Source organism: Isoptericola hypogeus (genome assembly GCF_039531145.1).
GTDB lineage: Bacteria > Actinomycetota > Actinomycetes > Actinomycetales > Cellulomonadaceae > Isoptericola > Isoptericola hypogeus.
Window position 1 is genome coordinate 148,500 of record NZ_BAAAPM010000010.1, and the last position, 13,013, is coordinate 161,512.

At 72.7% G+C, this 13,013-nt stretch carries 11 protein-coding genes; 1 reads left to right on the forward strand and 10 read right to left on the reverse strand.

From position 1 onward, the window contains the following. From ABD254_RS20715 to ABD254_RS20740, 6 genes are all read right to left on the reverse strand, one after another. The coding region (locus ABD254_RS20715) for a glycerate kinase (protein WP_344250796.1) at window positions 1–1,180 on the reverse strand (1,180 nt) is incomplete at its 3' end. 23 nt (window positions 1,181–1,203) lie between these two features. Continuing rightward, entirely contained in the window at window positions 1,204–2,979 is a 1,776-nt protein-coding gene (gene gcl / locus ABD254_RS20720; protein ID WP_344250797.1) for a glyoxylate carboligase, read from the reverse strand. Between the two features lie 46 nt (window positions 2,980–3,025). Next, window positions 3,026–3,904, reverse strand: a complete 879-nt coding sequence (locus tag ABD254_RS20725) for a 2-hydroxy-3-oxopropionate reductase (protein WP_344250798.1) — start codon at window positions 3,902–3,904, stop codon at window positions 3,026–3,028. Between the two features lie 49 nt (window positions 3,905–3,953). Beyond that, the gene (locus ABD254_RS20730) at window positions 3,954–4,757 is read right to left on the reverse strand and encodes a hydroxypyruvate isomerase family protein (protein WP_344250809.1); all 804 of its coding nucleotides are present in this window, start codon (window positions 4,755–4,757) and stop codon (window positions 3,954–3,956) included. A 225-nt stretch (window positions 4,758–4,982) separates the two neighbouring features. After that, window positions 4,983–6,236, reverse strand: a complete 1,254-nt coding sequence (locus tag ABD254_RS20735; RefSeq protein ID WP_344250800.1) for a DUF6986 family protein — start codon at window positions 6,234–6,236, stop codon at window positions 4,983–4,985. Further along, window positions 6,233–7,726 (reverse strand): NAD-dependent malic enzyme, encoded by a 1,494-nt coding sequence (locus ABD254_RS20740; protein WP_344250801.1) that lies wholly within the window; start codon window positions 7,724–7,726, stop codon window positions 6,233–6,235. Before ABD254_RS20740 ends, ABD254_RS20735 begins: the two co-directional genes overlap by 4 nt. Window positions 7,727–7,870: 144 nt before the next feature. On the opposite strand from ABD254_RS20740, the gene ABD254_RS20745 reads away from it, so the two are divergent. Beyond that, entirely contained in the window at window positions 7,871–8,623 is a 753-nt protein-coding gene (locus ABD254_RS20745) for an IclR family transcriptional regulator (RefSeq protein WP_344250810.1), read from the forward strand. Window positions 8,624–8,694: 71 nt separating this feature from the next. Here ABD254_RS20745 and ABD254_RS20750 read toward each other — a convergent pair whose 3' ends face one another. From ABD254_RS20750 to uraD, 4 genes are all read right to left on the reverse strand, one after another. Beyond that, window positions 8,695–10,413 carry a nucleobase:cation symporter-2 family protein gene (locus tag ABD254_RS20750; protein ID WP_344250802.1) on the reverse strand — a complete coding sequence of 573 codons (1,719 nt, stop codon included), beginning with the start codon at window positions 10,411–10,413 and terminating at the stop codon, window positions 8,695–8,697. A 37-nt stretch (window positions 10,414–10,450) separates the two neighbouring features. Next, entirely contained in the window at window positions 10,451–11,395 is a 945-nt protein-coding gene (gene pucL, locus ABD254_RS20755) for a factor-independent urate hydroxylase (RefSeq protein ID WP_344250803.1), read from the reverse strand. A gap of 118 nt (window positions 11,396–11,513) precedes the next feature. Further along, entirely contained in the window at window positions 11,514–11,852 is a 339-nt protein-coding gene (gene uraH / locus ABD254_RS20760) for a hydroxyisourate hydrolase (RefSeq protein WP_344250804.1), read from the reverse strand. Further along, window positions 11,849–12,352, reverse strand: a complete 504-nt coding sequence (gene uraD / locus ABD254_RS20765; RefSeq protein WP_344250805.1) for a 2-oxo-4-hydroxy-4-carboxy-5-ureidoimidazoline decarboxylase — start codon at window positions 12,350–12,352, stop codon at window positions 11,849–11,851. Before uraD ends, uraH begins: the two co-directional genes overlap by 4 nt. Between the last annotated feature and the right edge of the window lie 661 nt (window positions 12,353–13,013).

A 13,013-nucleotide genomic window follows, 5' to 3' on the forward strand; every position in this document is an offset into this window, starting at 1 on the left:
CCGCCACGGCCGCCCGGCGCCCCGGCAGGTGGTCGGCGACGCGTGCGGCGAGGGTCTCGAGCAGCGGGCCGGCGTCCGCGATGCAGCGCGCGACGTCGGCCTCGACGTCGGTCAGCGCATGCACCGCCAGGAAACCCGCCGCCGCGGCGCGTTCGGGGGTGAGGCTGCGGCGGCCGCACACCGCGACGGTGGGGACGCCGGCCGCCGCGGCGGCCCTGGCGACGCCGACCGGCGTCTTGCCGTGCAGGGACTGGACGTCGAGGCTGCCCTCGCCGGTGACGACGAGGTCGACGTCCGCGACCCGGTCGGCGAAGCCCGTCAGGGCGAGGACCTCCTCGACGCCGGGGCGGCGCACCGCCCCGAGGAGCAGGCAGGCGAAGCCCACGCCGCCGGCGGCGCCGGCCCCCGGCGCGGCCGCGTGGTCGCGCGCGCCGGCGACCCCTACCGTCGCCAGCACGTCGACCCAGGTCGCGAGCGCCAGCTCGAGCTCGGCGACGGTCTCCGCGTCGGCGCCCTTCTGCGGGCCGTAGACCGCAGCCGCGCCCGACGGGCCCAGCAGCGGGTTGTCGACGTCGCTCGCGAGGACGATCTCGGACTCCGCGAGCGCGGGGTGCAGCCCCGACAGGTCGACGTCGAACAGCTCGGCCAGGTGCCCGCCGCCGTCGGCGAGGTCGCCCGCCCCCGAGGCCAGCCGGGCGCCGAGCGCCGCCAGCATGCCCGCCCCGCCGTCGGTGCTGGCGGAGCCGCCGACGCCGACGACGATCTCGCGCGCCCCCGCGTCGAGCGCGTGGGCGATGAGCTCGCCGAGGCCCCGCGACGTGGACGCCAGCGCCGTGGCCGGGTCCGGGTCGACCATCGCGAGGCCGCTCACTGCCGCCATCTCGACGACGGCGGCCGCCCCGCGCCGGGCGTACCGCGTGGCGACCGGGATGCCGAGGGGGCCGGTGGCCACCAGCTCGACCGGGTCGTACCCGGCGGCGAGGGCGGCCTCGAGGGTGCCCTCGCCGCCGTCGGCGACGGGCAGCTCGAGGGTCACGACGCCCGGCGCCGCGCGGCGGAGACCGGCCGCCAGGTGGGCGGCCACCTGACCCGCGGAGAGCGAGCCCTTGAACTTGTCCGGCGCCAGCAGCACCCGAGGCGCGCTCAATTTGGCCCCCTCTCCCCGGTCCGTCGTCGTCATGGTCTCTCCCGCAGCCGTGCCCGTCAGTCGAGCAGCGCGATCGCCGTCGGCGAGTCCTCGGCCGATATGGCCAGGTCCTCGAACTCGTTGACGCCGTTCAGCTCGGCGCCCATCGCGATGTTCGTGACGCGCTCGAGGATGACCTCGACCACCACGGGCACCCGCAGCTCGGCCGTCATGGCCTGCGCCTTGGCGAACGCCGCGCCCAGGTCCTCCGGGTCCTTCACCCGGATCGCCTTGCAGCCGAGCGCCTCGGCGACCTTGACGTGGTCGACGCCGTAGCCGTCCGTCTCCGCCGAGTTGATGTTGTCGAACGCCAGCGACACGTGGAAGTCCATGTCGAACGCGCGCTGCGACTGCCGGATCAGGCCGAGGTAGGCGTTGTTCACCACGACGTGCACGTAGGGCAGGTGGTGCTGCGCGCCCACGGCCAGCTCCTCCAGCATGAACTGGAAGTCGTAGTCGCCCGAGAGCGCGACGACGTTGCCCTCCGGCAGCGCGCGGGAGACGCCGAGCGCCGCGGGGCCGGTCCAGCCGAGCGGGCCGGCCTGACCGGCGTTGATCCAGTGCCGAGGGTTGTACGTGTGCAGCAGCTGGGCGCCGGCGATCTGCGAGAGGCCGATCGTCGTGACGTAGACCGTGTCGCGGCCGAACGCCTTGTTCATCTCCTCGTACACGCGCTGCGGCTTGATCGGCACCTGCGTGAAGTGCGTCTTGCGCTGGAGCGTGCCCTTGCGCTCCCGGGCGCCGGCCGCCCAGCCGGAGTAGTCCGGGACGCGGCCGGCGGCCTTGCGCTCCGCCGCGACCTCGAGGGCGGTGCGCAGGAACGCCCCCGCGTCGGAGACCACGCCGTAGTCGGGGGCGAACACGCGCCCGATCTGGGTCGGCTCGATGTCGACGTGCACGAAGGTGCGGCCCTCGGTGTACGTCTTCAGGCCGCCGGTGTGGCGGTTGGCCCACCGGTTCCCGACGCCGAGCACGAAGTCCGACTCGAGGAAGGTCGCGTTGCCGTAGCGGTGCGACGTCTGGATACCGACCATGCCGGCGGCCAGCGCGTGGTCGTCCGGGATCGCGCCCCAGCCCATGAGCGTCGGCACCACCGGGACGCCGAGGGTCTCGGCCAGCTCGACCAGCTCGGCCTCCGCGCCGGCGTTGATGATGCCGCCGCCGGCGACGATCAGCGGGCGCTCGGCGGCCAGCAGCATGTCCAGGGCCTTGGCGACCTGCTCGCGCGTCGCCTCCGGGCGCTCGACGGGCAGCGGCTGGTAGGTCTCCGGGTCGAACTCGATCTCCGTCATCTGGACGTCGATGGGCAGGTCGATGAGCACCGGGCCGGGGCGGCCCGACCGCATCAGCTGGAACGCGCTCTGGAAGACGCCCGGCACCTGGGCGGCCTCGAGCACCGTCTTGGCCAGCTTGGTGACCGGCGCCGCGATCGACGCGATGTCCACCGCCTGGAAGTCCTCCTTGTCGAGCTTGGCCACGGGGGCCTGGCCCGTGATGCAGAGCATCGGGATCGAGTCGGCCCACGCGGCATAGAGGCCGGTGATCATGTCGGTGCCCGCCGGGCCCGACGTGCCGATGCAGATGCCGATGTTGCCGCGCGCGGCGCGCGAGTAGCCGTCGGCCATGTGCGACGCGCCCTCGACGTGCCGGGCGAGCACGTGGTGGATCCCGCCGTGCTGACGCATGGCGTCGTAGAACGGGTTGATGGCGGCGCCGGGGAGGCCGAAGGCCTCGGTGGCACCCTCCTTCGCCAGGATGGCGACCGCGGCGTCGACCGCGCGCATGCGGGGCATGATGCTCTCCTTCGAGTCTTCTGGACGTGGGGGTCGGGCCGGGCCGTCAGCTGCGGCCGGAGAGGCGCGCGATGGCGCGGAAGAGCCCGGAGTGGTCGAGGTCGCCGTCGCCCTCGGCCCGGGCCGCAGCCATGAGCTGCGCCACGACGGCGCCCATGGGGGCGACGACGCCCTCCTCGCGGGCGGCCGACGTGAAGATGCCCAGGTCCTTGTGGTGCAGGTCGATGCGGAAGCCGGGCGCGAACTCGCGGCCCAGCATCTTGGCGGCCTTCTGGTTCAGCACCGCGGAGCCGGCGAGCCCGCCGCCGAGCACGGTCACGGCCGCCTCGGTGTCGACGCCGTAGGCCTCGAGGAAGACGACGGCCTCCGCCAGCAGCGCGATGTTGCCGGCGACGATGAGCTGGTTGGCGGCCTTGACGGTCTGGCCGGAGCCTGACGGGCCGACGTGCACGACCGTCTTGCCGACGGCGCCGAACACCTCGGACGCCGCGGCGAAGTCCTCGGCCGCGCCGCCGACCATGATCGACAGGGCCGCGTTCTTCGCGCCCGCCTCGCCGCCGGAGACCGGGGCGTCGAGGTAGCGGAAGCCGGCGGCCCGTGCCTGCTCGGCGAGCGTGACCGTCACGTCGGGGCGGATCGACGAGAAGTCGATGATCAGTGTGCCCGGCTGCGCGTTCGCGAGCACGCCGTCCTCTCCGGCGAGCACGCCCTCGACGTCCGGCGAGTCCGGGACCATGATCGCGACCACGTCGGCGGCCTTGACGGCCTCGGCGACCGACGACGCGGCGGTGCCGCCCGCCTCGACGAGGGGCTGCGCCTTGGCGGCCGAGCGGTTGTAGCCGACGACGGAGTGCCCGGCGTCCTGCAGGTGGACGGCCATGGGGCTCCCCATGATGCCGAGGCCGATGAAGGCGATGGTGCTCATTGGTCGGGTCCTTCCGGAGAGGTCGAGGATGTCGGGGTGGCCGCTGCGCTCAGCGGGAGGCGCGCTGCTCGCGCGGCAGCCACGCGAAGGGGTGCACGTCGGCCGTCTTGTACTCGAGGCCGACGGGGCCGGCGTACCCGGCCTCGCGCAGGTCGCCGATCCAGCGCTGGATCGGCAGGTCGCCGCTGCCGGGAGCGCCGCGGCCGGGGGCGTCGGCCACCTGCACGTGGGCGATCCGGTCGCCGTGCGCCTTGAGGTCGACGTCGACGTCCCCGCCGTTGACCGACAGGTGGTACACGTCGAAGAGCAGGCCCAGGTTGGTGGCGCCGTGCTCGTCGCGCACCCGGTCGAGAACGGTGACGACGTCGTCCGACGTCTTCAGCGGGTAGGCGTCGGCGCCCGACACCGGCTCGAGCAGCACGGTCCCGCCGATGCGCTCGACGGCACGCGCCGCGAGGGCGAGGTTCTCGGCGCCCATCGCGTCCTGCGCCGCGGCGTCCTCGCCGGGCTGGCGGTTGCCGTACAGGGCGTTGAACGCGCGGCAGCCGGTGCGCTCGCCGATGCGGGCGACGACGTCGAGGTTGTCGCGCAGCTCCGTCGAGCGGGCCGGCCAGGAGATGAGGCCGCGGTCGCCGCCCGGCATGTCGCCGGCGTTGAAGTTCAGCCCGGTGAGCTGGACGCCCGCGTCCGCGATCGCACCGACGAACGCGTCGATCTCCTCGGCGGCGGGCGTCGAGGTGGCGAACGGCCACCAGAACTCGACGCCGTCGAAGCCGGCGGCCTTCGCCGCGGCCGGCCGCTCGAGGAGCGGCAGGTCCGTCAGCAGGATCGAGCAGTTCACGGTGTAGGGGATCTGGTCCGCCATCGCTCGCTCACTTTCGCAACGTGGAAGTTCGGTTCCTAGTGGTGGAAACGCTACGCCGGCGGTCGCGATCGGTCAACCCCTGTTCGCGAGGCAGATCCGGCGTGCGTCCGCACGACCGCGCCTCGGACGGTCCGCGCCGGCCCCGGCAGCACGAAGGCCCGGGAAGAGGACGACGTCCTCCTCCCGGGCCTTGCGCTGCCGGCCCGTCCGGGGTCAGACCGCCGGGCGTGCCACCATCGCGGTGAGCTCCTCCGGCTGCAGGCCGGCGCGCTCCCCGATCTCCTGCGCGCTCAGCGCGCCGCAGTCGAGCCCCCGCTTGAGGTACCAGGCGAGCGCCTTGGCGGTGGCCGGCTCGTCGAGCACGGCTCCCTCGACCCGGTTCACGTAGTCGTGCAGCCGCTCGGCGGCCGGCGCGAAGCCGTCGCGATAGAACGCATAGGTCGCCGCGAACCGGCTCGGGAGCTGCGCGGGATGCAGGTCCCAGCCCTGGTAGTACCCGCGCTCGAGCGAACGGCGCACGAGGCGCCCGTGGTTCGCCCACGCGGCGCGCACCTGCGCGGCGTCCCCCACCGGCAGGACGTTCGTCGACCCGTCGGACAGCCGCACGCCGGTGCCCGCGGCCGCGAGCTGCATGACCTCCTTGGCGAGGTCCGCCGCCGGGTGCTCCATCGACTGGTACGCCGCCGCGATCCCGAGCGACGCCGAGTAGTCGTACGTGCCGTAGTGCAGGCCCGTCACGCGTCCGCCGCCCGCGTGGATCATCCGCGCGACGGTCGCCGTCCCGGCCGCGTCCAGGATCGACTGCGGCGTCTCGACCTGGACCTCGAAGCGCAGCCTCCCGGCCCGCAGCCCCGTCGCGCGCTCGATCCGCTCGCACACCGCGACCATCGCCTCGACCTGCTCGACGGCGGTGACCTTCGGCAGCGTGACGACGAGCCCGTCCGGCAGGTCGCCGGAGGTCGCGAGCGTGCTGAGGAAGAGGTCGAGGGTCCGCAGGCCGCGGGCCCGGGTCGGCTTCTCGAAGCACTTGAACCGGATGCCCACGAAGGGCGTCGCCCGGCCCTCGTCGAGCTCGGTGCGCAACGCGGTGGCCGCCGCGACGGTGACGGCGTCCTCGTCCGGGTCCGGGTGCGCGCCGTACCCGTCCTCGAGATCGATGCGCAGGTCCTCGATCGGCTCCGCCGCGAGCTTCGCGGTCACCTGCGCGGCGACGGCGTCCCGCAGGTCCGCGCGGACGCCGACCGCGTCCAGCAGGGCGTCGGTCCCCTGCGCCGAGAGCGACTCGCGCGCCCGGACGCCCCAGGCCTCGGCCAGGCCGACGGCGTACTGGTGCGCCGGGACGTAGACCGTGTGCACCGGCTGGCGTGTGCCGTCGTCGCCCGGGTAGGCCGAGGAGAGGACCTCGTCGTGGGCGGCGAGCCGACGCTCGACGTCGTCGAGGGTCGCGGCGTCGAGGGACGTCTTCATCGCGTCGCCCCCGCCGAGCTGCCGGCGGACGCGCCCGTCTGCAGCGCCCGGCCCAGGTGCTGAGCCAGGTGCTCGGCGTCCTCGGCACGGACCTCCTCCACCGGGACCTCCTTGTGCCCCTCGGTGCGCACGGCGTCGGCGACGGCCTCGGCGACGCGGTGGTCGAAGACGCCGGGGATGATGAAGGCGGGGTTGAGCTCGTCGTCGCTCACCACCGACGCGATCGCGACCGCCGCGAGGCGCAGCATCTCGTCCGTGATGTGCCGCGCGCCGGCGTCGAGCAGCCCGCGGAACAGGCCCGGGAAGGCGAGCACGTTGTTGATCTGGTTCGGGTAGTCGCTGCGGCCGGTCGCCACGACGGCGGCGGTCTCCCCCGCGGCGATCGGGTCCACCTCCGGCGTGGGGTTGGCGAGGGCGAAGACGATCGCGCCGTCGTTCATCCGCGCGATGTCGGCGCCGGTGAGGATGTTGGCGGCCGAGACGCCGACGAACACGTCGGCGCCGACCAGGCCCTCCGTGAGGGTGCCGGTGAAGCCCGACGGGTTGGTGTTCTCGACGATCCAGGTGCGGTTCTCGTCGCCGGCCGCCGACTCGGGGGTGAGGGCACCGTGGCGGTCGAAGCCGACGATGTCCTTCGCGCCCTGGGCGAGCAGCAGCCGGATGATCGCCGAACCCGCGGCGCCGACGCCCGAGACCGCGATCCGCACGTCCTCGATCTTCTTGCCGGTGACCTTGAGGGCGTTGATGAGCGCGGCGAGCACGACGATCGCCGTGCCGTGCTGGTCGTCGTGGAAGACCGGGATGTCGAGCTCCTCGCGCAGCCGCTTCTCGATCTCGAAGCAGCGGGGCGCCGAGATGTCCTCGAGGTTCACGCCGCCGAAGCCGGGCGCGATCGCCTTCACGGTCCGGATGATCTCCTCGGTGTCCGTCGTGTCGAGGGCCAGCGGCCACGCGTCGACGTCGGCGAACTGCTTGAAGAGCGCGGCCTTGCCCTCCATGACCGGCATGGCCGCCGCCGGGCCGATGTCGCCGAGGCCGAGCACGGCGGTGCCGTCGGTGACGACGGCGACCGTGTTGCGCTTGATGGTCAGCCGGCGGGCGTCCTCGGGGCGGTCCGCGATCGCGAGGCAGACGCGCGCCACTCCCGGGGTGTACGCGCGCGACAGGTCGCGGCGGGTCTTGAGCGGGACCTTGGGGGTCACGGAGATCTTGCCGCCGAGGTGCATGAGGAAGGTCGAGTCCGACATCTTGAGGACCCGGACGCCGTCGAGGGCGTCGAGCGCCTCGACGATCCGCTCGCCGTGCTCGGCGTCGACGGTGTCGCAGGTGACGTCGACGACGATGGTCTCGGCGTGCGACTGGGCGATGTCGACGCCCATGACCGACGCTCCGGCGGCGGCGACCTCGTGGACGATCTCGCTCGTCGCGCGCTGCGTCGCCGGCGCCTCCACGCGCAGGGTGATCGTGTAGCTGGGGCTGGGCATCGCCATGGCCGTGGTTCCTTTCGAGGTACTACTACTGACAGTGAGTTCCGAGATGTGGAAGGATGCTTCTGGGAACCGGGTCAACGGTTCGATTCACGTATCCGCTCGCGCCCGGCACCTCGCCCGGCACGCGCTGAAGGGGGCATGACGATGGCGAACGGCGCGAGCGTCCAGTCGGTGGACCGGGCGATCGACCTGCTCGAGATCATGACGGACCTCGGCGGCGACGCCGCGCTGAGCGAGCTGGCCGCGGCCGCAGAGCTCCCGCTCCCGACGATCCACCGGCTCATGCGGACGCTGGTGGTCCGCGGCTATGCGCGTCAGCTGCCGTCTCGCCGCTACACCCTCGGGCCGCGGCTCATCCGCCTCGGCGAGAGTGCCGGCCGCCAGCTGGGTGCGAGCGCCCGCCCGCACCTCGAGCGGCTCGCTCGCGAGCTCGGCGAGACCGCCAACCTCGCGATGATCGACCGCGACATGGCCGTCTACGTCGCCCAGGCGTCGTCCTCGCACTCGATGCGGATGTTCACCGAGGTCGGACGCCGCGTGTACTGCCACTGCACGGGCGTCGGGAAGATGGTCCTGGCCGAGCTGCCGGACCGCACGATCCGCGAGATCGTCGGCCGGGTGGGCATGCCACCCGCCACCGACCTGTCGATCACGAACGTCGACGACCTGCTCACCGAGATGACCACGATCCGCGAGCAGGGGTACGCCGTCGACGACGGCGAGCAGGAGATCGGCGTGCGGTGCTTCGCGGTCCCGGTCAAGGACGCCCCCACGCCCACCGCGCTGTCCGTCTCCGGGCCGGCGGCCCGCGTCACCTACGAGTTCGGCGAGACCGCGCTGCCGCTGCTCCACGAGGCCGCCAAGGCGATCTCGGCCGAGCTGCTCTCCGCGGGCTGACGCCCGCGCCGGGGCCGAGGCGGCGTTCCCGCCGTCCCGGCCGCCGGCCCGTGTGCGCGCCGCCCGGGGCATCACGATTCCTCGGCCCCCGCGGCCGCGCCGACGGCGGCCAGCTCCGGCCGCTCGCTGCGCGCACCTTCCTGGCCGGCCGCCCGGTCCGAACCGCGTGCGGCGACCGCCGCCCGCGAGCCGTCGCGGACCTGCAGGACGTCGGGCACGCCGTCGGCATCGAGGTCGATCGCCGAGAGGCATCCCGAGCGCCGTCCGTGACCGTGCCGCACCCGGGCCCGCACGTCGGCGTTGAGCCGAGCGCGCCGCGCCTCCTGCCGTTCGGCGTCGAGGCGCGCGAAGTACTCGTGCCGCCGCTGCTCCTGCTCCTCGGTGACGACGAGCCGCGCCGACGACCCGGCCGTGAACACGGAGGGATCCGTGCGCCGGCCCCACCGGACCTCGTTGAAGACGAGGTTGAGCAGCACCGCCACCACGGCTGCCGCCGCGATGCCCGAGTGGAAGATCATCCCGACCCAGACGGGGAACCGGTCGTAGAAGTCCGGCACCGCGATCGGGATGATCCCGAAGCCGAGCGCCACCGCCACCAGCGTGAGGTTGAGGTTGCCCTCGTACTCCACGCGGGACAGGGTGCGGATCCCGGAGACGGCCACCGAGCCGAACAGCACGATGCCGGCCCCGCCGAGCACGGGCTCCGGGATCGCCGCGACCACGCGCCCGAGCACCGGCAGCAGCCCGAGGCCGAAGAGGACCGACCCGCCCGCGGCGACCGCGAAGCGCGACTTGATCCCGGTGATCGCCACCAGCCCGACGTTCTGCGCGAACGCCGAGGCCGGGAACGAGTTCACGAACGGGGCGAGGATGGTGGCCGCCATGTCGGCGCGGAGCCCGTCACCGACCCGCCGCTCGTCCACCTTCGTGTCGAGCACCTCGCCGATGGCGATGAGGTCCGCCGTCGTCTCGGTCATGATCACGAGGATGACGATCGTCATCGAGATGATGGCGCCGACCTGGAAGACGGGCGGCCCGAACGCGAAGATCTGCGGCAGGGCGACCATCGGGCCCTGGGAGACCTCGGAGAAGTCCGCCAGGCCCCAGGGCAGCGCGACGAGCGTCCCGATGACGAGCCCGAACAGGATCGACAGCCGCGAGACGGTCCCCTGCAGGAACCTGCTCAGCAGCAGCACGACCACCAGCGTGCCGAGAGCCAGCAGGACGTTGGGCACCGAGCCCCAGTCGTCGGCCTCGGGGTCGCCGCCCATCATCCACCCGGCCGCCGTGGGCAGCAGAGAGATGCCGATGACCGTGATGATCGTGCCGGTGACCACCGGCGGGAAGTACCGCACGACCTGCGCGAAGAACGGCGTGATCGCCAGCCCGACGACGCCGGCCACCAGGATGGCGCCGAAGACCGCCGGGAGACCGCCGTCCCCGGTCGCCACGGCCACCATGGTGGAGACCGTGGCGAACGAGATGCCCTGGACGAGCGGCAGCCGCGACCCGAAGAACGGCAGCCCGAGCGTCTGCAGCGCGGTAGCCACGCCGCTGACCAGCAGCGCCGCCGAGACCAGCACCCCGATCTCCGCGCCGGTCAGGCCCGCGGCCTGGCCGACGATGATGGGCGGCGCGATGACGCCGCCGTACATCGTCATGATGTGCTGCAGGCCGTAGAGGAACGTCTTCCCGATCGGGTAGCGCTCGTCCTCGGGCCGCGCGAGCTCGGCTCCAACGGGCTCGGCCGCGGCAGCGGCCGGTCGCGCCCCGGACGTGGTGGTCGTCATGTCGATGCTCCTTCGAACCGACGGCGGGTCATGGGGCTCAGCAGAATCCCGTGACCGTCGCCCACGCGCGCGGCTCCGTCGCGGCGCCCTCGCGCTTCACCTCCCCCTCGATCTTCCCGTACGGCCGGTCGGCGATGTAGAAGACCTCGTTGGGGTTCTCCAGGCCGAACGGCTCGAAGTCCACGAGGAAGTGGTGCAGGTTCGGCATCGAGAACTTGATCTCGCCGATCTCCGGGTGCGCCTCGAGCACCCGCTTGCCCATCTGGTACAGCGTCTGCTGCAGGGCGAGCGAGTGGACGTCCGCGAAGGTCTCGAGCAGGATCCGGCGGACGTCGTCGTAGACGGCGTTGAAGTCGATGTCGAGGCTCGTGTAGCGCCACCGCGCGGTCACCGACGTCGCGAGGATGCGGTCGGTCGTCTCCTGCAGAGTGGTGAAGCGGTCACGGGGGAAGCCGTGGAACTCCGACCCGGTCGACTTGAGCACCTTGAGGTCCTCCAGGCCGGACACCACGAAGACCTCGTCGCCCTCGCGCTGCACGATGGTGTTGCGGGTCTCGGTGCCGCCCTTGACGAACGAGTGGTCGTGCTCGCCGTCGGTCACGTGCTTCGTCAGGGACGACGGGATGTGCTCCCAGGTGTACTCCTTGACCTCCCAGCGGCCGCCGGCGACCCAGTCGAAGCTCGACGTGAAGTGCTCGGCGAGCTTGAGCGCGAACTCCTCGGGCGAGGCGATGCCGTCCTTGGCGAGCCCGAAGATCGTGTTCTTCTGCGTGTCGGTCGCGACGACCTTGCCCTGGTCGCCCTCCGTGTGCGCGGCGGCGAAGTCGCCCCGCAGCTGGGACGTCACGGAGAGCTCGGTGATGCGATGCCGGGGCTGGTCGCGGTCGACCTTCATGACGCGGACCTCGGCCTTGCCGTACTGGTTCTCCCCCAGCACGATCGTGCCGTTGGTGGTCTGTGCGTCGGTGGCGGTGGCGGTCATCCTGCTAGCTCCTTTGGTAGATGTTGCGCCGTGCCAGGGGCAGTCCCGGAGGACGGCCTCGGTACGTCTGAGATTCCGCTGGCCCGGGCGGCGATGCCGTGGCCGAAGACGCGGGGGGTCAGCTCCCGCGATAGGTCGAGTACGCGAACGGGCTGAGCAGGCACGGCACGTGGTAGTGGTCGCGCCCGGCCTCGACGAAGAAGTCGATGGTGACCGACGGGTAGAACGTCGCGACGCCGCGCGCCGCGAAGTAGTCGCCGGTCGCGAAGGTCACCCGGTAGGTGCCCGGGTCGAGAGCCGACGGCCCAAGGTCGCGGGCGCGGCCGTCCGAGTCGGTGGTCGCCGTGGCGAGGCGGTCTGCCTGGTCGCCGACGACCCTCCACAGGGCGACCGCGATGCCGTCGGCCGGGAGTCCCGACACGGCGTCGAGCACATGGGTGGTGATGTGGGACGTCATGCGAGCTCTCCCTCGAGTCTCAGAACGGCGATCTCCCGGAGCTGCTGCGCCGCGATCCGGCGCTCGGACGCGGCGTCGTTCTCCAGCCGCTCCTCGAGCGCCGCCAGGATCTCCTCGGCGCTCCGCCCCGCGGCACGGATCAGGAACACGTGCCCGAAACGGTCCTCGTACGCACGGTTTCCTGCCGACAGGCGCTGGGCCACGGACGCGTCCGCGTTGTCGATGCCCGCCTGCTCCCGACGGGAGTGCGCAGCGTCCGCCTCGTCGCCGGCCGCCCGCTCCCCGATCCGAGGGTGTCGCGCGAGCGCGGAGTCGATCTCGGATTCGGTCCACGGCTCCGCCACCGTCCGGGCGGCGCCGAGGGCGGCGGCCAGATCCACATAGGGACGCCCCGCCACCACGTCGTCCGCCCAGCGTTCGACCGCTGCGCAGGACATCACCACGGCGCGGGCCTCGGCGCGGTCCGCACCGTTGAACGCCTCGAGTGCAGCACTCGTCATCGAGCGTTCCTCCTTCGACTCATTCCACCTACTGAAAGTGGGTTTCCGTCCTGTGAAGTCTCACCTTTGGAAGTCCATTCTGTCAAGTGGCGGCTCCGTCACGCGCACGGAGCCGCTCCCGGCCCGCACCGCGCCCGGCCGCCAAGCCGATCCACCCGCCTCTCCCCCACGGGTCGCCGCGAGACCCGGCCTGCGCACGACCTGCGCATGACCCCAGCGGGACGGGCGGGACGCGCGGCGCGCCTGCCTCTCGGTGTCAGGCACCTGGGGCGGGCGGGCCAGGAGCACCACGCGAGCTGCGCGAGAGCTCGAGCGAACGGACGACGAGGGCATCACCCCACGGCCGCAGGACCGCCGTACGGGTGCGCTTCACTGGACGCCCGTGGCGGTCGCCACGTGAACGCGGGCGGAGGACTACGGCGGTACACGGCCGGTCCTGCACGAGGGGGCGGTTGTTCCAGCGGGCAGCTCAATGGTGGTGTGCCCCCGGGTCACTGGCCGCGCTCACGGGTGCACCATTTCGGGGCCCCATCGAGCGCTGGGGCGGCTCCACCACGGGGGTGGGGGCCGAGGGCCGGGTGCCGCCCGGGGAGGGTGGGGGTGTTTTTTGGGTATGCGAAAGGCCCACCCCGGTGTGGGGTGGGCCTTTCGTAATGGGTGT

Bases quoted from the DNA above. Each gene is read 5' to 3' on its own strand.
- gcl (WP_344250797.1), bottom strand. From the start codon at position 2,979: ATGCCCCGCATGCGCGCGGTCGACGCCGCGGTCGCCATCCTGGCGAAG.
- ABD254_RS20725 (WP_344250798.1), bottom strand. From the start codon at position 3,904: ATGAGCACCATCGCCTTCATCGGCCTCGGCATCATGGGGAGCCCCATG.
- ABD254_RS20735 (WP_344250800.1), bottom strand. From the start codon at position 6,236: ATGAAGACGTCCCTCGACGCCGCGACCCTCGACGACGTCGAGCGTCGG.
- ABD254_RS20740 (WP_344250801.1), bottom strand. From the start codon at position 7,726: ATGGCGATGCCCAGCCCCAGCTACACGATCACCCTGCGCGTGGAGGCG.
- ABD254_RS20745 (WP_344250810.1), top strand. From the start codon at position 7,871: ATGGCGAACGGCGCGAGCGTCCAGTCGGTGGACCGGGCGATCGACCTG.
- ABD254_RS20750 (WP_344250802.1), bottom strand. From the start codon at position 10,413: ATGACGACCACCACGTCCGGGGCGCGACCGGCCGCTGCCGCGGCCGAG.
- pucL (WP_344250803.1), bottom strand. From the start codon at position 11,395: ATGACCGCCACCGCCACCGACGCACAGACCACCAACGGCACGATCGTG.
- uraH (WP_344250804.1), bottom strand. From the start codon at position 11,852: ATGACGTCCCACATCACCACCCATGTGCTCGACGCCGTGTCGGGACTC.
- uraD (WP_344250805.1), bottom strand. From the start codon at position 12,352: ATGACGAGTGCTGCACTCGAGGCGTTCAACGGTGCGGACCGCGCCGAG.